Below are 18185 nucleotides of genomic sequence, written 5' to 3'. Positions count from 1 at the left end.
GTCTCGCATCGACGGGTCGGCTGATCCTCAACGGCGCCAAGGGCTGTTCGTTCCGCCAGAAATCAGCGTCACCGCGGTGTCAGAAAGCCCAGCCTTCGCAGCAGCAGGGGCATGGTCAGCCCCTGCGCCACCACCGAGAACACCACGACGGCGAAGGCGGCGACCAGGATTTCGTCGTGATATGGGAAGGTCAGAGGCAGCGAAAGCGCCAGAGCCAGGGCCAGCGCGCCTCGCAATCCGCCCCACCATAGCACGTGCTGCTCGGGCATCGGAATCGCCACGTCCGACGAACGGAATATTAGGCAGAGAGGATAGACCGCGAGCGCGCGACCGGCGAGCACCAGGGCGATGGCGACGAGAACGGCTTCGGCGCCGATGCCCTCGAATGGAATGGCGGCGACCCTCAGGCCGATCAGCAGAAAAATCAGCGAATTGGCGATGAAGGCGGCGAAATCCCATAAAGCGATCGCATAAGTGCGACCTTCCGAGGATAGGCTGTTGTCCACTTCGTGGCGAAGCACGCCGAGATTCCCCATCAGCAGGCCGGCCGTGACGGTGGCGAGAACGCCCGACGAATGGAAGCTTTCCGCGAGCAGGAACGAGCCATAGGCCGCTACGGCGGTCAAGGCGGTTTCCACCAGATGATCTTCGGTCCGTCCGGCGATCAGGATGGCGAGGCCGCCGCAGGCAAGCCCCACCACGATGCCGCCGCCGACCATCGAGCTGACGATTTCCGCCGTCTTCGCCGGAGAAAATTGCGAACCGTCGGTCGCCGTCACCCAGGTCAACGCCAGCGCGAACAACACCGCCGCGGCGGCGTCATTGAACAGGCTTTCGCTCTCGACAAGCAGTTTCAGGCGGCCCTCGATGCCGGTATCCTTGAACATGGCAAGGACCGCTATGGGATCGGTCGCGGCGATCAGTGCGCCGAACACCGCCGCCGGGCCCGCCGGCCAGCCCAGGAACTTGATCATTCCGAAAGCCACGACAGCCGCCGAGATGAGCACGCCGAGCGAGGCGAGCACGAGCACCGGCAGCATGTCCCGCTTGAGTTCGCTCCACTGAATGTTGAGTGCGGCCTCAAACAGCAGCGGCGGCAGAATAATATCGAAAATAAAGTCATGCGTCAGCATGGCGCCGGTTTCGACGCCGGTCAGGGCCAGGATGACGCCGGTGAAAACCAGTCCGACCGTATAGGGGAGGCGAATGCGCCGCGCCAGGATCGCAACGATGATGCCCACGCAAAGATAGCCGACAGTATGGGCAAGAATATCGTCCATTTTGGAAAACCTTGATCCGGTCGGGGCGAATGGGCGACGTTACAGCATGAGTTGCGCGCCAATTCAGCCCGGCTGGATGTTTTTGTAAAAGCGCCCGTCCTTCATGATGACGAGCAGATTTTTTTCCGGCGCGGCGAGAAGGTGGATTTGCGTCAGCGGGTCGCCGTCGACCAGCAGCAGGTCGGCATAAGCGCCGGCTTCAATCACGCCCAAGGGCGCGGAATAGGGCGTTCGCGGCCCGGACATCCGGAGCAGTTCGGCGTTGACGCTCGTCGCCATCCGCAAAACATCGACGGGTTCATGCCAGCGGGTCATTTTCGCCAATTGCGCGCCCTGCCGGTCGGAAAGCCTGCGATCGAACAATATGTCCGTGCCCCAGGCGGTCTTGATCCGGTGTTTTTTCGCCAGTTCGTAAGTCGCGTCCGTGCCGCGGGTCACCATCAACAGCTTTTCGCGCTGGGCCGATCCCTCGGGAAAGGGAACCGCGTCCTCGTCGTCGAGGAAAGGTTGGATGCTGAGCCAGACGCCCTGTTCGCTCAGGGTTTGCGCGACTTCCTCGTCCATCAGATGGCCGTGTTCGACGCAACGCACGCCGGCGCGGATCGCAACCATGATGGCGCGCGGCGTGTAGGCGTGGACGGTGGCATAGGTTCCCCAGTTTTCGGCGGCCTCGACGGCGGCGCGGAACTCCGCTTCCGTGAATTGGCTGACGTCTATGGGATCGTAACTGGACACGACGCCGCCGCCGGCCGCGAGTTTTAGCTGGCTGGCGCCAAGCATCAATTGTTCGCGGGCGCGACGCAATACTTCCGCGACACCGTCGGCGACGGCGCCGACTCCGAAAACCTCGGCATGGCTGAGCGGGGCGCCGCGCGCGGCGGGAATTTCATAAGGCTGGCGGAAATCACCGTGGCCGGCGGTCTGCGAAATCATCGCGCCGGAAGGCCAGATGCGCGGGCCGGGAACGAGTCCGGAATCAATCGCCCTTTTGAGGCCGAAACAGGGGCCGGCCATGTCACGGATGCTGGTGAAGCCGCGCATGAGAACGCGCGACGCTTCCGCCGCCGCCGCCAGATTGATATAACCGATATCGGCTGTCAGCAGCTCATTCAGCGGCAACGACGCCAGCATGACATGGTAATGCGCGTCGATCATTCCGGGCATCAGCACGCGGCGGCCGCAATCCACAGCGACGATATACTCGGCGAGCGGCTTTTCCATCGGCTCGACCGAAGAGATTTTCTGGCCCTCGACGACCACCCGAAATCCGTCGCGCAAGATATTGGATTTGCCGTCGAACAGCCGCAGGTTCTCGAAGGCGATGGGGCCGGCCGGGGCCGTTGCTGTCAATGCGCCCGCGCCGTAGAGCGAAGCCGGAGCCGAAGGCGTCGCGAAGGCGGTTTTTGTTGGCTTGCGTCCAGCCGCCATGCGCGAGAAAAAACGCGTCATTTCCGGGCTGTGGCAGCGGCAGCCGAACGAAGGCGCCAAGGGCGATGTATTCAGGCCGGGAGAGAAATCCGTCGCGGTGCATTCGAACATGGGGCGCCTCCAGAATGTCCGAAACGCTTGGCGAGCTCCAGCGTTGCAGGCCGCGAGGAATATTGCAATGGCGGCGACGGCCAATCAGGCGGTTTGACCCTGCGAAAGCCAGCGCCGGCGCGCTCCCTCTATGCCCCAGACGGCGCCGAGCGAGACGTAGAACATGCGCCAATGATCGAGATCGATCTGCAAGCCCTGCAGAAAGAACGCGAAAGTGGCGGCGAAAAGCACCTGCGCGGGCCTTGTCCAGGGATGTCGGGTCAGCGACTGGCGAAAGCCGACGAAAATAGTAGTCAGGGTCAGCATGATGAAGCTGAAGCCGCCGAGCCAGCCGTTGGAGGCGAAGGCGTTGATGTAGGAATTATGCGGCTCCAGGCCGAAGACCAGTCGAAAGCGCAGGGGGCCGAAGCCGAGTGGGCGCTCCAGCAGCATGGGCAGCGAGCGGATCTGGTTGCCGAAACGTCCGTTGGGTCCTTCGTCGTAATCCTGGGTGACGGCGGCGCGCTGGAAGAAAAACTCGCGCACGCTTTCCACCGAAAGGGCCGCCGACAGGCCGACCGCGAGCAGCAGTAGCACGCCGGCGGCGCCCGACGCGATGCGCAGCCGCATCCGGCCCGAATCCGCCGTCCCGAGCAGGAAGCCGACGGTCATGACCAGCGAAACCATCGCCGCGCCCCAGGAGCCGCGCGAAAAAGACAGGAACAGAGCGGTCAGGACCAGCGCCAGGCTTGGCAGGGTCAGCCACACCAGTCGCCGGCGTCCTAGTAGCAGGCGTTGCGTCAGATAGAGCAGGCCGGTGATGAGATAAGAGCCGAGGACATTGGGGTCCTTGAAGGGCGCCATGGCGCGGCCGTCCTTGATCCAGTCTTCGCCCGCGCCAAACGCCCCGAACCATGTCATGACGGCGATGGCGGCGGCGGCGACGCAGGAAATCGTGTAGCCGGTGAGCAGGAGCTCGAGCCGCCTGCCGGTGTGCTGCGACAGGAACAGGGCGAAGAACACGCCGGTCGAGGTGATGAACAACGTGTGGAACATGAAGTCGACCGGGTCGGCCTCGTGCCAATAGGGGATCAGGGCGAGAAATCCGCCGAAGGTCCACAACTCCAGGAACAGGATGAAGGGAAAGACCGCGCGTTGGATGACGAAGCCGCCAACAATCCACAGTCCGAGGGTGATCAGGATCAGCAAGTCATAGGGGGAGGGTTCGATGAAGACGATCGAACCGGAGCAGATGGTCAGGAAGAAAAATCCGTCGACCAGTTTCGAGTAATCGAACTTTTTGCGCTCGCGTGGCAGCGGCGCCGGGAGGGCGAGATCGGTCAAAACGCGCTCTCCGGCAATCGCGCCGCGGCAGGTTCATCGCGCGAAAGAGCCTCCGCATAGGCGGAAAGGACGGAATCGGCCATGGCGCGGAGGGAAAAATTTTCCGCGACATGGCGCGCCAGAAACGCCTGTTCCTTCGCCGTGACGGACTTATCCGCGCACATCGCCGCGATCATGGCTTGGGTGAGCGCCGCCGGATCGTTGCTCGGGATCAGGAGGTCGCGGCGGGGGCCAAAAATTTCGCCCACGCCGCCGACATCGGTCGCGATGATCGTCTTGTGGGCGGCGATCGCCTCCATGACGATATAGGGCAGGGATTCGGCGCGGCTCGGCGCCACGACAACGCGGCCCAAGCAGAAAGCCTTTCGCGCTTCGAGCGGGCCAAGGACGGCGATATGGCTTTCGAGTCGATGGCGGGCGATCAGGGCGGCCAGCTTGTCCTGCTCGGCGCCCGATCCAACGATTGCCAGACGCGGCGCAAAATTCCCGGCGGCATGGATGGCGGCCATGGCCTCGATCAGGATATCGACGCCCTTATAGGCCGATAATTCGCCAACGTAGAGGAAATCGGCGGCGTTTGGCTCAGCTTCGACGGCTGAGAACTCCTCCGGCCGCAGGCCATTCTTGGCGACGCGCTGCAAGGCGCCCGTAGGCCCGAGGCTCTCGGCGACGGCGCGGGCGATGAAGTCGCTTTCAAACAGCAAGAGATCGGTTCGGCTGACGACCAACCGCTCCACCGCGACATAGAAATCGTGGCCGTGCTGGCGGTGAAAACTGCCGCCGTGCGGTGTATAGACCCGCGCCGCGCGAACCCCGGGCAGGAAGCTGAGCGCCCTGGTGTAAAGGCCGCCTTTCGAGCCGTGGCCATGGACAATGTCAGGCCGCAGTCGCAGCGTCTCGCGAAAGACGCTGGCCATGGCGGACAGGTCGCCGATGTGGGGTTCTCGCCGCATCGGGAAACGCCGGACCCCGAGTTGCAGCCAGGGCGCCAGCGCTTCCAGTTGACGGTGGGCGGTTTCGCCGCCGGTCGCGCTGTCGGCGATGACGCCGACCGCATGGCCGCGCGCCGCTTGCTCGCGCGCGAGGTCGCTCACGTGCCGGAACAGGCCGCCGACCGGCGCCCTCAGCACATGCAGAATGCGCAGGCTGCGCTGGCGATGCATTGTCGCGTTTCCGGTCCTCAAAAGAACCGTTCGTGGATGAAGATGGTGTCGCCGGGCCTGACCGGCTGAGTGATGGGCACATCGGCAACGAGGGCGCCGCCGTCCTCGGTGTGGGTCAGTTGGGCTCTGTCCTTGCGCGCGCGCGGCGTAAAGCCGCCGGCGATCGCCACCGCCGTCTCGACCGTCATGCCGTTGACGTAAGGATATTGGCCCGAGGTGGCGACTTCGCCGAGCACGAAAAACGGTCGGTAGGCTTCGACCTCGACGGAAACGCGCGGCTCGCGCACAAAGCCATTACGCAGCTTCTGCTCGATTTCGCGCGCCAATTGCGCCGTCGAGCGGCCTTTGGCGGCAACGAGGCCGATCAGCGGCATGGCGATCTGGCCGGAACTATCCACCGCGAAGGAATTGCTCAGCGAATCCTGTCCAAATGTGATGACGCGAACCCGGTCGCCGGGCGCCAGGGCGTAGACTGTCTGCGGATCAAAGCCCGGAAGAGAGGCGTCTACCGACGCCCTTTGGGCGTCGATCTTGACGACGCGATTTCGCGGGTCGGCACAGCCCTGAAGCGCCGCCGCCGACGCCAGGCAGGTGAACAGAAAGACTCGGCGCATCGTTTGACCTGACCATAGGCGAGCGCAGCGTTCTCCGGCTGGCGCCGCGAAATTTCCGCCAGGCTAGCGATCTATGGTTATCCGAACCTTGCCGGTGAGCGCGCGTCGATTAACCGCCTTTCAACCATAACCGAACTAGACTGGGCGCCGGTGGACGGAGCGGTCGATGGGCGCGGAACAGATGCAATTCAGGGCCGATGTCCGGGACGAAGTCGATCTCGATGGGCTCGTGGCCGCTCTTGGCCGCAACAAGCGCCTGATCGCCTGGGCGACGCTCGGCGCGGCGGCGGCGGCCCTGTTGTTCTGTTTCTTGGTCAAGCCGCGTTATCTGGCGGAATCGCGCATTCTCATTGAAAATCAGGAGAATTATTTCACCCGCGCGGACACCGACGGCTCCCGCATGGCTGACGCGCCGGCTTTGCTCGACGCCGAGGAGGTCAACAGCCAGATCCAATTGCTCAAGTCGCGCGATCTGGCCCGCAAGGCCATTCAGGCTCTGGGGCTCAAGGGCGATCCGGAATTCGATCCCGCAGCCTCCGGCGGCAATCTTCTGGAACAAACGCTTTCGATTCTGGGCTATGGCTCCTCCGACCAGGCGCAGGAAGACCCGCTGCTCATCGGTTTTGACGACCATCTCTCAGTGATGTCGCCAGCGAAAACGCGGGTGCTGCAGGTCGAATTCGCTTCCCGCGATCCCGATCTCGCAGCGAAAGGCGCCAATGTCGTCGCCGATCTTTATATCGAGCTGAAAACGCAGGCCAAGCGCGACAATGCTTTCCGTGCGGCGCGCACGCTCAAGCCGATGATCGCCGCGCTGGAGGCGCGCGTCGCCGAGACAGATGCGCGGGTCGAAGATTTTCGCGCCAAAAACGGCCTGTTCGAAAACGGCCAGAGCGCCACTGTTCCGACCCAGCAACTGGGCGAAATCGCCGCAAAACTCGCGGAGGCGCGAGCGGCGCAGTCGGAGGCGCAGGCCAAGGCGCAAGGCTTGCGTGAATTGCTGCAGCAGGGGCGTCTCGGTGACGCCGCCGAAATATGGAGCAACGATCTGGTCCGCCGCGCCGCCGAGCAAAGGATGCTGGTTCGCGCACAGCTCGCGTCCGAATCGCGAACGCTTCTTCCCGCCCATCCGCGCATAAAAGAGTTGACGGCGCAGATCGCCGAACTGGACAGCCTTTTGAACTCGGCGGTCGAGAAGGCGGCGGGCGGTCTCGAGAATGACGCGCGGGTCGCCGCCGCCCGTGTCGCCAATCTCTCCGGACTTCTGGAAGAGCAGAAGCACGCGGTCAGCGAATCCAGCGCCGACGAGACGCGTTTGCGCGAATTGCAGCGCGACGAGAAGGTTTTGAAGGACCAACTCGCCAGCGAGGCGGCGAAATATCAGGCGGCCCTGGCGCGCGCCGAGGCCGATTCGGCGCCGCCAGACGCTCGCATCATTTCGCGCGCTTTGGCTCCTAGCCAGCCGGTGTTCCCGAAAAAAGCGCCGATCACGATTTTCGCCGCTTTGGCTGGGCTTTTCTTTGCGGTCGGCGGGTTGGCGGCGAATGAAATGACCCGTCAGCGCAAGGCCGACGCACCTTGGAAGCCGCCGCTGCCGCTAGAGTTAGGCGAAATCAAAGCCCACGAGGCCGCGCCGGAGGTTTTCGTCCCGGCCGCGGAGCCCGCGCCGCCAGAAGAGACGCTTCCATCGCAGCCGTCAAATCGGGCGGTCACCGAAACCGTTCCGGTCGTTGCGCCCGTCGCTGCCAGGCCCGACTTGCGGGAAGTCCCGGAAGATGAGGCGCAGGCTAGCTCGCTCGGCCTGATCGAGCGGATCGCGCTGGCTGCGGGACAGGGCGGCGTGAAAGTGCTGATCGTCAGCGCCGAGGATTGCGCGCTGGCCCGCCCCAGCCTGAGACTCGCCCGCGCGCTGGCAAGAGAAGGCCGCGCCATGCTGGTGCAGCTCGATGACGAAGACGCATTTCTGCGCGCCGCTCTCGAACAGGCGATTGGCCCCCGCAATGCCGGCGAGTGGCGGCCGGGGCTGGCGCAATTGCTGGATGGCCAGGCGTCCTTCGCCGAGGCTATTTTTCGCGACGCCGCCTCGCGCCTGCATATCGTGCAGGCGGGCGGCGCGGTCGAGACGGAAGACGGCGCTCTGGACCTCATTCTCGACGCCCTTCAGGCGACCTATGATTTTGTGCTGATCGCCGGCGATGGCCGGATGGCGGCGACCTCGCTCGCCGTCGAGGCGGAGATGACCGTGATCTTCGCAGACGACGCGAGGATGCGGGAATTTCTCCACGACGATTTCGCGGAGGCGGGAGCACAGGAAATCGTACTCGCCGCTTTGGACCCCCGCGGCGAGGCGGTCGAACTGGCGGCGTGAAACGCTGTGCGGTCCTTTGACTCACGCGCCCGCCCGGCTTTTAATGGCCGCCTTGATTCCCGGAGGGCGCCATGAGCGAATTCGCCGAAATCCAGGTCGCCACTATAGACGGCGCCCCACAGAGAATGGGCGATTACGCAGGAAAAGTCCTGCTGATCGTCAATGTCGCCAGCAAATGCGGCTTTACCCCGCAATATGCCGGGCTGGAGGCGCTGCAACGCCGTTTCGCCGAGCGCGGCTTTGAAGTCCTTGGTTTTCCTTGCGATCAGTTCGGGCATCAGGAGCCGGGCGACGAGGAAGCAATCAAATCCTTCTGTACGCTCAAATACGACGTCACCTTCCCGATGTTCGCCAAGATCGAGGTCAACGGCGCGGGAGCGCATCCGCTCTATCGTTACTTGAAGAAACAGGCGCCCGGACTGCTCGGCACCGAGGGGATCAAATGGAATTTCAGCAAATTCCTGGTAGGACGCGACGGCAAGGTGTTGAAACGCTACGCCCCGACCGACAAGCCGGAGGATATCGCCGGCGACATTGAAAAGGCGCTCGGCTAACGCGGTCGCTCGCCCTTTAGCTCGCCAAGTTTCCGATAAAAGTCGGAAATGGCGTTGAACCAGATATGGCGCGATTCGAGATGGCCGACGCCGGCGGCGCGTTCGGGCAGGCGCAGGTCGTTGACCAGATCGTCGATCTCGCGCCGCGCCGATTTCTGCGACGCGGTCAAAGTGTGATGGCTCTCTTCCAAAGCGTCCAGCGCGGTCAAGCCGAGCGGGAAAAGTTCGCGGAAAATAACCCGGTCATGCAGGCCTTCGGCGACCCGGAACTGCAGTTCCACCGCTAGTCTGCGCAGGGCGTGTTCGACCTGTTTCGCGTTGTTGGTTTGCAACGTCGCCACGCGGTTGCGCACCAGGACCCAGTCGATCAGGCCATTGTCGACCAATCGGCGCTTGCGGCGCGCCTCGATGACGATCTCGGCATATTGCGCCACCATGCCGCGCTGGCCGCGGTCATGATGCACCCGCGTCAGCACGTCCATGTCGATGAAACTGTCGTTCATCGGCGAAATCAGCGTGTCGGCCAGCGAATGGGCGAGGCGCATCAGATAGGAATCGCTCGCGGGGGTGTCGATGACGATGAATTCGAACGAATGCTCGACCTCGCCGATCGCCTCGGCGAAAATGGCGAATTCGGCGGTCTCGTTGTCGAGGCGGCTGGCTGATTCGCCGCGGTCTGGGGCGAAATGTTTGGGAAGCTCCACGCGCCACGGCGCTGTTTTCGCCCAGGAGGCGCGATTTTCGAAAAACCGCGTCAGGGTGCGCTGGCGGATGTCTAGATCGATGGTGGCGACGCGATAGCCGGCTTTCAGCAACGCCACGGCAAGGTGAATCGACATGGTGGACTTGCCGGAGCCGCCCTTTTCATTGGCGACGACGATGACATGCGCGGTGCGCAATTCGGGCGCTTCGTCAGCGTCGAAGTTCATGCTCTAATTCGCGCTCCAAAAAGCAAAATATAACAGCTACTTAACCAGAAAGCGCGCCATGCGGCAACGTCCCTCAGATCGAATAGATCCAGTCTTGCCGCGCCAGAAGCCGATTGGAGCCGGAGGCGCGCAGGACCATATCTCGGGCGAAGGCCTTGAACCCCGATAGATGGTAAATCTCGCCCTGTTTGCGCGAAGCTTGCTGGATGCGGCTGGCCCGTGTTTTTCGCGCGGCGGAGTAATCTGCGAGAGCGGCGGCGGCATCGTCAGGCCTGGCGGCCAAGGCCGTCGCCAGAGCCTGCGCGTCCTCGATCGCCTGCGCAGCGCCCTGGGCGAGATAGGGCAGCATAGGATGAGCGGCGTCGCCGAGCAAAGCGGCGCGACCGCGCGAAAAGGATTCGAGCGGCGGGCGGTCGAACATCGGCCAGCGCAGCCAGCTTTCGCTGGCGCCGATCAAGTCGAGCGCCTCGCGAGTCCAGTTTTTGAACCGGTTGAGCAGGAATTTGCTGTCGCCGTGATTATCCCAGAAATCCGCGCCTTCACCTTCCCCGCGCCAGGAATCCTCGACCAGAGCGACGACATTGATCACCTTGCCGGCGCGTAGCGGATAATGGACCAGATGCGCCCTCTCGCCGAGCCAGAGATTGGAGGCAGGACGGCGCATCGGCTCCGGCAGGTCGTCTGCGGGAATCACGGTTCTCCAAGCGGTATGGCCAGTATAAACGGGCTTGTCGTTGGCGTCGCCATGGAGTCGCGAACGCACCAGAGAGCGCAGGCCGTCGGCGCCGATCAGCGCGCTGCCGGCGGCGCGTCGAATCTCGCCGTCGCAGCGATAGGTGACGGCGACGCCGCGCTCATCCTCGATGAAGCCGGTCAGGGCGGAGCCGCTGCGGATTTCGATAAGTTCGCTTTTTCGCGCTTGCTCCAGCAAAGCTGAGAGCAGGTCGGCGCGATGGACATTGACATACGGCGCGCCCCACCGTTGTTCGGCGTTCTTGAGCTGCAGCTTGGCCAGATCTGCGCCGTCCACACCGCGCCTGATGCGCACCATTTCCGGCGCCACGGCGGCGCCGGTCAACAGCTCCAGTGCGCCCCAGTTGCGCAGGATGCGGCACGCGTTGGGCGCCAGCTGGAGGCCGGCGCCCACCTCACGGAAAGCCGGCGCGCGCTCGATCACCAGCGAGGCGCGGCCGATCCCGGCCAGCGCCAGCGCGGCCGAGAGACCGCCGACGCCGCCGCCGGCGATCACGATGGGATCATGCGAAGTCAAGGATTTGCTCCGGCGCCGCGAAAAAACTTCGCGGCAGGAAATTCAGGCGGCTTGCGACACGACTTCGCATTCCGCCGGGTCGGCATGGCCGTGCAGCGATTGGTCATAGACGTAATGAGTCGAGCAATAGGGGCAGATCGCTTCGTTATCCGAGCCCATGTCGATATAGACATGCGGGTGGTCAAACGGCGGCAGCGCGCCGATGCACATGAATTCCTTGGCTCCGACGCGAATTTTCGGCAAGCCGGGCTGGTTGTGGAAATGCGGAATGGCGTGATCCGACATGTCTCTCGATCCTGATGCGAGGCGCGGTCCGTTCCGGGGACGAAAGAAGCTTCCGCCATGACCCGGAGGGAAGGCGCGCACCTTAATCAATGCGCGTCGGTTTGGGTAGGGGCGTTTCGTCGTTGTTCAATCCCGCTTTTTGCTCCTTAGCCGCCCGAGCAGGGCGTCGAGCGAGATCGGGCCGGGGCCATAGGCGATCAGCGCCAGAGCGCTGGCGGCCCAGATCAGGTGGAAATTGGCCCAGCCGTCGGGCACGGTCAGCTGGATGATCGCGGTCATGCCGAGCAGGCCGAAAGCCGCGAGCCGCGTCCCCAGCCCGAGAACCAGCAGAATGGGGAGCAGGATTTCCATGCAACCGGAGGCGAAAGCCATGACGTGCGGGGCGGGATAGGGATATTCCATGCCGAACAAATGCAGTTTGAATTCGTCGCTGAACAAGGTCTCGGCGCCATCGCTCAATTGCAGAAAACCGTCCCATTTGGTCAGGCCGGATTTGAAAAAGGGCACGGCCAGGGCGAGCCGCAAGGCGGTTTGCGCCAGAGTGGCGATTTTGGGTTGAAGAACGCGCCAGAACGGCAATTCCAGCGGCAAGTTTTGCGTTTGCGTAGTCATGACCGTTTCCTTTTTTCAGTCGGCGAAATCGACGATCGCGCCCGTCTGCGCCAGTTCGACAACGCCTGGCGGAGTGCGTCGCGCCAGCGCCATCTGGTTCGCGTCAATCATTGCCGGACGCGGCGAAGCGCGGCCTCGTCCTGGGCAGGGGTACAAGGAAAAGCGCGGCCGGAAAATCCGACCAAGCCAAATGTTCCGACACCAGAGCGGGCCGGGGCTGGATGGTCATGGCGACGCTCTTTTCGGGGAAGATCAGTTTTTGGGAACGTCGCGCTCAAGCGCGCTCATTGAGCCCATTTTGCCATCGGGCAATTTCATGGTCGTGCAGGTTCCCTTGGGAACGAATTTCCAGCTATTGCCCTGATAATCGATGGTCGAGGTTCCGGCGCAGGTGGTTCCAGCCCCGGCCTTGCAGTCATTGGCTCCCTTCAGAGCGACGCCGAAACATTTTTCGCTCTTGCTGTCGGCCAGCGCCGGCGTAGCGGCCAGCGCCGACAGCAAAGAGGCGGCGAGCACGAGATCGCGGGAAAGATTGGCCTTGCTCATGTTAGATGCTCCAGATTGGCTTGGGCTTTCGCGCCCAACCAGCATTACGCGACGAATGCACGGTAGTTACGTGGAAGCCGGGAATTTTCGCGTCGCGGCAACCGAAAGCGCGGCGGGTGCATTTTTTCTGTTTCCGATGTAACAATTCGCTGCCCTCGCCCGAACATAGAGTGATGAATGCCGGATTTACAGGCGCAGGATCGGGAATGGAGCGCGGCCATGCGCGCCGCGCTGGCGGGCGACGGCGCCGCCTATAGCCGGCTTCTGATTTCCCTCACGCCCTATCTGCGCAATCTGTGCCGCAAGGCCTGCGCGCGCGCCGGTCTCGCGGCGAGCGAGGCGGAGGATGCGGTGCAGGAAACCCTTTTGGCCATCCATCTCAAGCGTCACACTTGGGACGCGAGTCAGAATCTCACGCCATGGATCTCGGCGATCGCCCGCAACAAGATCATCGATGCGGCCCGTCGGCGCGGCCGTCGGGCCGAGGCCAATATCGAAGATTTCGAACATGCTCTGGCCGCGCCGCCTGAGACCGAAAGTTTTGAGCGTGAGCGCGAGAAACATGACGCCCTGCGCCTGCTTGACCAATTGGGCGGCAAGCAGCGCCAGGCCATTGAGGCGGTGTCGATCCGCGGCGAGTCGCTTCGCGTCGCGGCGATGAATCTGGGGGTCACGGAAGGAGCGTTGCGCGTCTCGGTGCATCGCGGCCTGAAAACCCTGGCCGCGCTTTACAGGAAAACCAATTTGTGAAGAAGAAACAGCCATGAACACCGATGACCTCATCGCCGCCCTGACGGCCGACCTCGATACCAGACCGACGCCCCTGCAGCGTTCGTTTGCGGTCGACGTCATGCTCGGCGTCTTTGCTTCGGCGGCGTTTTTCTTCGCCTTTCTCGGCCTGCGCAAAACCTTCTTCGCTTCGCTCGACGATCCGCGCTTCCTGTTCAAATTCGTCTTCACCTCGACCATGGCTTTCAGCGGCCTGGTCCTGGCTTTCCGGCTGGCGCGGCCAGGCGCCGTTTTAGGCGCGTCGCGCTGGGCGGTTTGGCTGGCGCCGGCGATGATCGTCGCCGCCTGCGGGGTCGAAATGGCGACGGTTCCGGGCGATCAATGGTTTTCTCGGATGATCGGTCATAATGCTGTTCACTGCCTGACCCTGGTGCCGCTCATGGCTTTGGCGCCGCTGGCGGGCCTGTTCCTGGCGCTGAAAAATGGCGCGCCGACCGATCCGCAGCGCGCCGGAGCCGCAGCGGCTTTCGCCGCCTCGGGTCTGTCGGCGACGCTCTACGCCATGAATTGCCCCGACGATTCGCCTTTTTTCCTGGCGGTCTGGTATACGCTGGGGACGGCCATCGTCGTCGCGCTGGGCTGGTTCGCCGGCGGGCGCCTGCTGCGCTGGTGATTTGAACGGCCCTTCGGAAGCAATTCATGCAGGAATTCTCGTCGGACGGGGTGCGCCTCGCTTATCTCGATTTCGCGCCGAAAACCGTGGATCGGGGCGAGCCGATCCTGCTCATCCACGGCTTCGCGTCGAATCACGGCGTCAACTGGATGTTCCCGCAATGGGTCAACACCCTGACCAGGGCGGGGCGGCGGACCATCGTGTTTGACAATCGCGGCCACGGACGCAGCGAGAAGCTCTATGAACCCGCCCTCTACACGCCCTGGATCATGGCCCGGGATGCGATCAATCTCCTCGATCATCTCGGCATCGAGCGCGCCGACGTCATGGGCTATTCGATGGGGGCGCGGATCGCCGCTCATATGGCTTTCGCCGCGCCGCAACGCCTCGGGGGTCTTGTGCTCGGAGGACTGGGCGTCCATCTGGTGGACGGCGCGGGCCTGCCAATCGGCATAGCCGACGCCATGGAGGCGGATTCCTTGAAGGAATTGACCGATCCGATGCAGATTATGTTCCGCGCCTTCGCCGAGGCCACGAAAAGCGATCTGCGCGCGCTAGCCGCTTGCATGCGCGGTTCGCGTCACGCCATGAGCGTGGCGGAAGTTGCGGCGATCACCGCGTCGACGCTGATCTGCGTAGGCTCGGAGGACGATGTGGCGGGCGATCCCCTAGCTTTGGCGAGCCTGATGAAAAACGCCCGCGCCCTGGTCATCGCCGGCCGGGACCATAACCGCGCCGTCGGCGACAAGGAGTACAAGGAAGGCGTGCTGGCCTTTCTTGAAAGTTTGCCGCGATAGCGGCGATTTGCTTTGTGCTATGATAGCGCCCGCCAGAGGAGTTTCAAATGGCGACGATCGGCAATGTGCTGCCGCTGCTCAAGAGCGACCCCGATACGGTTTTCTCGCAAATCCGTTTCGAGGCAGAGGAGGCTTTGCGCCGCGAGCCGGAGCTGGGCTGTTTCCTCGCCTCCTCGATTCTGAATCACGCGACGCTGGAACAGGCGGTCGGGCATCGGCTGGCGTCCCGCCTGTCGCACCCGGATTTTCCCGGCGATATCATCAGGCAGAATTTCCTCGAACTGGCGGACCGCGATCCTTCGATCGGCGTGGCGATTCGCGCCGATATTCTCGCCGTCGCCGACCGCGATCCCGCCTGCATGCGGCTGATCGAGCCTTTGCTTTATTTCAAGGGTTTCCATGCCCTGCAGACTCATCGCCTGGCGCATTGCCTATGGAACGCCGGCCGGAAGGATTTCGCGCTTTATCTGCAAAGCCGTTCCTCCTCGGTGTTCCAGACCGACATCAATCCTGCGGCGCGGATCGGCAAGGGCGTTTTTCTCGATCACGCCACCGGCCTCGTGGTCGGCGCGACGGCAGTGATCGAGGACGACGTCTCCATCTTGCACAGCGTGACGCTGGGGGGGACCGGCCATGAGTCCGGCGACCGCCATCCAAAAATACGCCACGGCGTGCTGATCGGAGCCGGCGCGAAAATCATAGGCAATATTGAGATCGGCCATTGCTCGCGCATCGCCGCGGGCTCTGTGGTGCTGAAGCCGGTGCCAGCCAATGTCACGGTGGCGGGCGTGCCGGCGCGCATCGTCGGCGCTTCCGGCTGCGCCGAACCGGCGCGGGAAATGGACCAGATTCTTGCCGCCAAGTCCGGCGAGGAGTGACGCATCGCAGATAAATATAACGCCCCTTGCGCGTAGCGTCGGTTTTTGGCAAGCCACCTCACCGAAACAGTGGACGGAGTCGGGACTTGGACAAGAGCGAATTGCGCAAGTTGCAGGAATTCCTGCGTAACGCCTTCGGCGCGCCCGGCATCAAGGTCGGTCTCGATCCGAAGGACGAGGAACAGGCGGTCGTCAGCTTTGGCGAGCGGGCCATCGGTATCATCTCCGTGGACGACGAGGACGGCGACCGCTCCTTTTCCTTCGCCATGAAAATCCCGGTCGAGCGCGCTGTTTTGCAAGATTACCTGCGCCGCCTGTTCGACAATGACGATTTGAAGATCGTCGCGCGGTTGAAGAAGACCGATTCGGTCGAGCTCAATCGCGGCGACGATTTCCTCGGCGTCGTTTCCGCCGACGATCCCAAGGGCAAGTCCTTCACCTTGCAGATGGCGATTCTCGATTACGATCTCGACGAATTGTGAATTTCGCTGCTGCGACGCGCCATATCGGCTAGAGCCCAATCCGATCCAATCGGATCGGGCCTCTAGCTTTCCAGTTTTCACGCGTTTTCTTTGCGCGACCCGTATCCACTGCGCTTGAAAACGCTTTAGGATCGAATTGGCATCTCGCTTCTCGAAAGGGCGTCGCTTGACGAAAATCGCTTATGCACTGACGTTTCTGGCGACGGCTCTGCTTTGCGGCGCCGCACTCGCCGAGCCGGTCTGTCCGGTGGGCGACGCCGAGGCCGAGGCGGCGGGCGGCTATTCCCATGCGGTCGAGGCGGCGGTGCGCGGCGCGCCGGACTGCGAACAGGCTTTCTCCATGCTCGAAGCCTGCCAGCTCGGCTCCTCCGCCGACAATCCGCTTTCCGATCTTGTGCGGGCGAAATGCGAGCCGCCTTTTCTCGACAAGGCCAGCGCCGCCACGAAAAAGGCCTACCGCAAGGCGCAGGAGGCCTGCGACAAGATCGCAAAAACCGATTCCGGGACGATCTATCAATCTTTCGCGGCGGTCTGCCTGGCGAAGGCTTCGCGGGATTTCGCGCGCAAATCGGCTGCCGCCGCGGCGAAATAGAGCCGGTGCAACATTCACGATGCCTGTCAGACGAGCGTTCTCAAGGGAGGTCCGATCAATGAGTCTTTATTCGCTCGACGGCGTCGCGCCGGAGCTCCCCCCGGAAGGACGCTATTTCATCGCGCCGGACGCCAATGTCATCGGCCGCGTCCGTCTCGGCGAGGACGCCAATGTCTGGTTCGGCGCGACTTTGCGCGGCGACAATGAATGGATCGAGATCGGCGCCCGCAGCAATATCCAGGACGGCTCGGTGCTTCATACCGACATGGGCTCGCCGCTGACCATCGGCGCCGACGTCACCGTCGGCCACGCCGTCATCCTGCATGGCTGCACGATCGGTGAGGGAAGCCTGATCGGCATGGGCGCGACCTTGCTCAATGGCGCGAAGATCGGCCGCTTCTGCATTGTCGGGGCCAATGCCCTGGTGACGGAAAACAAGGAATTTCCGGATTATTCGTTGATCATCGGCTCTCCGGCCAAGGTCGCGCGCCAGCTCGACGAGGACGCGGCGCTGCGAATGCTGGCCAGCGCCAGGCATTACGCTGAAAACGGCCGCCGCTACGCCGCGGGGTTGAAGAAGATAGACTAGAGCCATTTCCGATCCGGTTGGATCGGATCGGGGCTCTAGTTTCTTATTTGCAGTCGTTTTGTTCACGCGAACCGGGGTCTACTTCGCTTGAAAACGCTTTTGGCTTAGTTTTTCGCGCTTGGCGCCGTGGGCAGGCCCGTCGGCGAAAGCGTGATCGTGAACCAGACATTCCAGCCGGACGGCCGGTCGCGGGCGTCGAACTCCGTGTATCCTTTCAAATTGGCGTAGCCTTGCAGACCGGCGACGGGAAAATTGACGCCGACCTGCGGTCCGATTCCGGCTACGCGAGATTCGAAGGCCCCCAACTTGGCGCCCGAGCCGGTGTCGCCGCTCAGCTGCCGATAAAGGTAGCCGACGGCGCCTATTTGAAAATTCTTCGTCAGGAATTGCGACGCGCCCCAGTCAAGATGGCCATCGATGCCGTTCTTATACTGGGTGGCCGGATTGAAAAAATTATAGGTAGCGCCGACGACGGCGGAAAATTCGTGTCCGGTCGCCGGATCGTAAAACGTATAACCGCCGCCGGCGTCTATCGCCGCATGGCCGAGGCCGATAGCGGCCAGTTGCCATGAATTATAAATGCCGACGGGAATGTTGCCGGTCAGATAGGTCATAAAATTATTCGCGCCCTGAGCCCAGCTTAGCGTAGCTGTTGGACTCATGTCGCCCATCCCGATGACGGAATCGCTTTCGTTTCCGGAAAGCATCCTGCCGTTGGCTTCGGCCAGGGTCGCCCCGACAGAGGTTAAATTTTTACCCACCGCAGTGGTCACGCCCAGCGCCGCCGTCCCACCAAGGACGGGTGTCCCGAAGACATAACTGGGACTGATGAATTGTTCGTTGGTGCGGGAGGCGAGCCCCGCTTGAATGGCGCCCATGCGGACGACATAGGCGTTTTTATCGACGCTGGCGAAGTCGTTATAGTTGAAGGTCGTGAAATTCAGGCCGGGCGTCCCGGGAAC

Annotated in this window: 20 protein-coding genes; 9 read left to right on the top strand and 11 right to left on the bottom strand. The window is 62.8% G+C overall.

Going from position 1 to position 18185, the window contains the following annotated elements; all coding sequences use genetic code 11:
* Positions 1–68: 68 nt before the first annotated feature.
* The 5 genes from ACLP2E_RS13305 to ACLP2E_RS13285 all read right to left on the bottom strand — a co-directional run bounded on the left by ACLP2E_RS13305 (position 69) and on the right by ACLP2E_RS13285 (position 5919).
* A complete protein-coding gene (locus ACLP2E_RS13305) occupies positions 69–1280 on the bottom strand; it encodes a cation:proton antiporter (protein WP_442460907.1) in 1212 nt (403 codons plus the stop codon).
* A 63-nt stretch (positions 1281–1343) separates the two neighbouring features.
* Complete coding sequence (locus ACLP2E_RS13300; protein WP_442466206.1) at positions 1344–2819, bottom strand: amidohydrolase family protein; 1476 nt, start codon at positions 2817–2819, stop codon at positions 1344–1346.
* 84 nt (positions 2820–2903) lie between these two features.
* The gene (locus ACLP2E_RS13295; RefSeq protein ID WP_442466205.1) at positions 2904–4142 is read right to left on the bottom strand and encodes an O-antigen ligase family protein; all 1239 of its coding nucleotides are present in this window, start codon (positions 4140–4142) and stop codon (positions 2904–2906) included.
* Positions 4139–5305, bottom strand: a complete 1167-nt coding sequence (locus ACLP2E_RS13290; RefSeq protein WP_442466217.1) for a glycosyltransferase family 4 protein — start codon at positions 5303–5305, stop codon at positions 4139–4141. The genes ACLP2E_RS13295 and ACLP2E_RS13290 overlap by 4 nt, the downstream gene beginning before the upstream one ends.
* Positions 5306–5322: 17 nt before the next feature.
* Entirely contained in the window at positions 5323–5919 is a 597-nt protein-coding gene (locus ACLP2E_RS13285; protein ID WP_442460905.1) for a polysaccharide biosynthesis/export family protein, read from the bottom strand.
* Between the two features lie 166 nt (positions 5920–6085).
* Between ACLP2E_RS13285 and ACLP2E_RS13280 the strand changes: the two genes are divergently transcribed.
* Together ACLP2E_RS13280 and ACLP2E_RS13275 are read left to right on the top strand one after the other, a co-directional pair.
* Positions 6086–8287: a GumC family protein gene (locus ACLP2E_RS13280; RefSeq protein ID WP_442466204.1), complete on the top strand. Its 2202-nt coding sequence runs from the start codon at positions 6086–6088 to the stop codon at positions 8285–8287.
* Between the two features lie 71 nt (positions 8288–8358).
* A complete protein-coding gene (locus tag ACLP2E_RS13275) occupies positions 8359–8841 on the top strand; it encodes a glutathione peroxidase (protein ID WP_442460903.1) in 483 nt (160 codons plus the stop codon).
* Here the strand turns inward: ACLP2E_RS13275 and ACLP2E_RS13270 are convergent.
* The 5 genes from ACLP2E_RS13270 to ACLP2E_RS13250 all read right to left on the bottom strand — a co-directional run bounded on the left by ACLP2E_RS13270 (position 8838) and on the right by ACLP2E_RS13250 (position 12483).
* Complete coding sequence (locus ACLP2E_RS13270; RefSeq protein WP_442466203.1) at positions 8838–9770, bottom strand: division plane positioning ATPase MipZ; 933 nt, start codon at positions 9768–9770, stop codon at positions 8838–8840. The two genes, ACLP2E_RS13275 and ACLP2E_RS13270, sit on opposite strands and share 4 nt — an antisense overlap.
* Positions 9771–9843: 73 nt before the next feature.
* Positions 9844–11040 (bottom strand): FAD-dependent monooxygenase, encoded by a 1197-nt coding sequence (locus tag ACLP2E_RS13265; RefSeq protein WP_442466202.1) that lies wholly within the window; start codon positions 11038–11040, stop codon positions 9844–9846.
* A gap of 42 nt (positions 11041–11082) precedes the next feature.
* Positions 11083–11325 carry a zinc-finger domain-containing protein gene (locus ACLP2E_RS13260; protein WP_442466201.1) on the bottom strand — a complete coding sequence of 81 codons (243 nt, stop codon included), beginning with the start codon at positions 11323–11325 and terminating at the stop codon, positions 11083–11085.
* Between the two features lie 126 nt (positions 11326–11451).
* Positions 11452–11937, bottom strand: coding sequence for a DoxX family protein (locus tag ACLP2E_RS13255; RefSeq protein WP_442460900.1), 486 nt, complete (start codon positions 11935–11937; stop codon positions 11452–11454).
* Positions 11938–12189: 252 nt separating this feature from the next.
* Entirely contained in the window at positions 12190–12483 is a 294-nt protein-coding gene (locus tag ACLP2E_RS13250) for a BufA1 family periplasmic bufferin-type metallophore (RefSeq protein ID WP_442460899.1), read from the bottom strand.
* A 177-nt stretch (positions 12484–12660) separates the two neighbouring features.
* Here ACLP2E_RS13250 and ACLP2E_RS13245 point away from each other — a divergent pair, with 177 nt between their 5' ends.
* The 7 genes from ACLP2E_RS13245 (at position 12661) to ACLP2E_RS13215 (ending at position 17223) form a co-directional block, all read left to right on the top strand.
* Positions 12661–13233, top strand: coding sequence for a sigma-70 family RNA polymerase sigma factor (locus ACLP2E_RS13245; RefSeq protein ID WP_442466200.1), 573 nt, complete (start codon positions 12661–12663; stop codon positions 13231–13233).
* Between the two features lie 13 nt (positions 13234–13246).
* On the top strand, positions 13247–13885 hold the full coding sequence (locus ACLP2E_RS13240) for an NrsF family protein (RefSeq protein WP_442460897.1): 639 nt from the start codon (positions 13247–13249) through the stop codon (positions 13883–13885).
* Positions 13886–13911: 26 nt separating this feature from the next.
* Positions 13912–14682, top strand: coding sequence for an alpha/beta fold hydrolase (locus ACLP2E_RS13235; RefSeq protein ID WP_442460896.1), 771 nt, complete (start codon positions 13912–13914; stop codon positions 14680–14682).
* Positions 14683–14729: 47 nt separating this feature from the next.
* Complete coding sequence (gene cysE, locus ACLP2E_RS13230; RefSeq protein WP_442460895.1) at positions 14730–15560, top strand: serine O-acetyltransferase; 831 nt, start codon at positions 14730–14732, stop codon at positions 15558–15560.
* Positions 15561–15646: 86 nt separating this feature from the next.
* On the top strand, positions 15647–16042 hold the full coding sequence (locus tag ACLP2E_RS13225) for a DUF3126 family protein (protein WP_442460894.1): 396 nt from the start codon (positions 15647–15649) through the stop codon (positions 16040–16042).
* 166 nt (positions 16043–16208) lie between these two features.
* On the top strand, positions 16209–16634 hold the full coding sequence (locus tag ACLP2E_RS13220; RefSeq protein ID WP_442460893.1) for a hypothetical protein: 426 nt from the start codon (positions 16209–16211) through the stop codon (positions 16632–16634).
* A gap of 58 nt (positions 16635–16692) precedes the next feature.
* Positions 16693–17223 carry a gamma carbonic anhydrase family protein gene (locus ACLP2E_RS13215; RefSeq protein ID WP_442460892.1) on the top strand — a complete coding sequence of 177 codons (531 nt, stop codon included), beginning with the start codon at positions 16693–16695 and terminating at the stop codon, positions 17221–17223.
* A gap of 104 nt (positions 17224–17327) precedes the next feature.
* Here the strand turns inward: ACLP2E_RS13215 and ACLP2E_RS13210 are convergent.
* On the bottom strand, positions 17328–18185 hold an 858-nt coding region (locus ACLP2E_RS13210), incomplete at its 5' end, for a SphA family protein (protein WP_442466199.1).

It is taken from the genome of Rhodoblastus sp., assembly GCF_052145335.1.
Lineage (GTDB): Bacteria > Pseudomonadota > Alphaproteobacteria > Rhizobiales > Beijerinckiaceae > Rhodoblastus.
The sequence above is the reverse complement of the archived record's forward strand: the minus strand, read 5'-3'. Positions and strand labels throughout refer to the sequence as shown.

Bases quoted from the DNA above. Each gene is read 5' to 3' on its own strand.
- cysE (WP_442460895.1), top strand. From the start codon at position 14,730: ATGGCGACGATCGGCAATGTGCTGCCGCTGCTCAAGAGCGACCCCGAT.
- ACLP2E_RS13300 (WP_442466206.1), bottom strand. From the start codon at position 2,819: ATGTTCGAATGCACCGCGACGGATTTCTCTCCCGGCCTGAATACATCG.
- ACLP2E_RS13270 (WP_442466203.1), bottom strand. From the start codon at position 9,770: ATGAACTTCGACGCTGACGAAGCGCCCGAATTGCGCACCGCGCATGTC.
- ACLP2E_RS13215 (WP_442460892.1), top strand. From the start codon at position 16,693: ATGAGTCTTTATTCGCTCGACGGCGTCGCGCCGGAGCTCCCCCCGGAA.
- ACLP2E_RS13260 (WP_442466201.1), bottom strand. From the start codon at position 11,325: ATGTCGGATCACGCCATTCCGCATTTCCACAACCAGCCCGGCTTGCCG.
- ACLP2E_RS13290 (WP_442466217.1), bottom strand. From the start codon at position 5,305: ATGCATCGCCAGCGCAGCCTGCGCATTCTGCATGTGCTGAGGGCGCCG.
- ACLP2E_RS13245 (WP_442466200.1), top strand. From the start codon at position 12,661: ATGCCGGATTTACAGGCGCAGGATCGGGAATGGAGCGCGGCCATGCGC.
- ACLP2E_RS13240 (WP_442460897.1), top strand. From the start codon at position 13,247: ATGAACACCGATGACCTCATCGCCGCCCTGACGGCCGACCTCGATACC.
- ACLP2E_RS13285 (WP_442460905.1), bottom strand. From the start codon at position 5,919: ATGCGCCGAGTCTTTCTGTTCACCTGCCTGGCGTCGGCGGCGGCGCTT.
- ACLP2E_RS13255 (WP_442460900.1), bottom strand. From the start codon at position 11,937: ATGACTACGCAAACGCAAAACTTGCCGCTGGAATTGCCGTTCTGGCGC.
- ACLP2E_RS13235 (WP_442460896.1), top strand. From the start codon at position 13,912: ATGCAGGAATTCTCGTCGGACGGGGTGCGCCTCGCTTATCTCGATTTC.
- ACLP2E_RS13250 (WP_442460899.1), bottom strand. From the start codon at position 12,483: ATGAGCAAGGCCAATCTTTCCCGCGATCTCGTGCTCGCCGCCTCTTTG.
- ACLP2E_RS13305 (WP_442460907.1), bottom strand. From the start codon at position 1,280: ATGGACGATATTCTTGCCCATACTGTCGGCTATCTTTGCGTGGGCATC.
- ACLP2E_RS13275 (WP_442460903.1), top strand. From the start codon at position 8,359: ATGAGCGAATTCGCCGAAATCCAGGTCGCCACTATAGACGGCGCCCCA.
- ACLP2E_RS13280 (WP_442466204.1), top strand. From the start codon at position 6,086: ATGGGCGCGGAACAGATGCAATTCAGGGCCGATGTCCGGGACGAAGTC.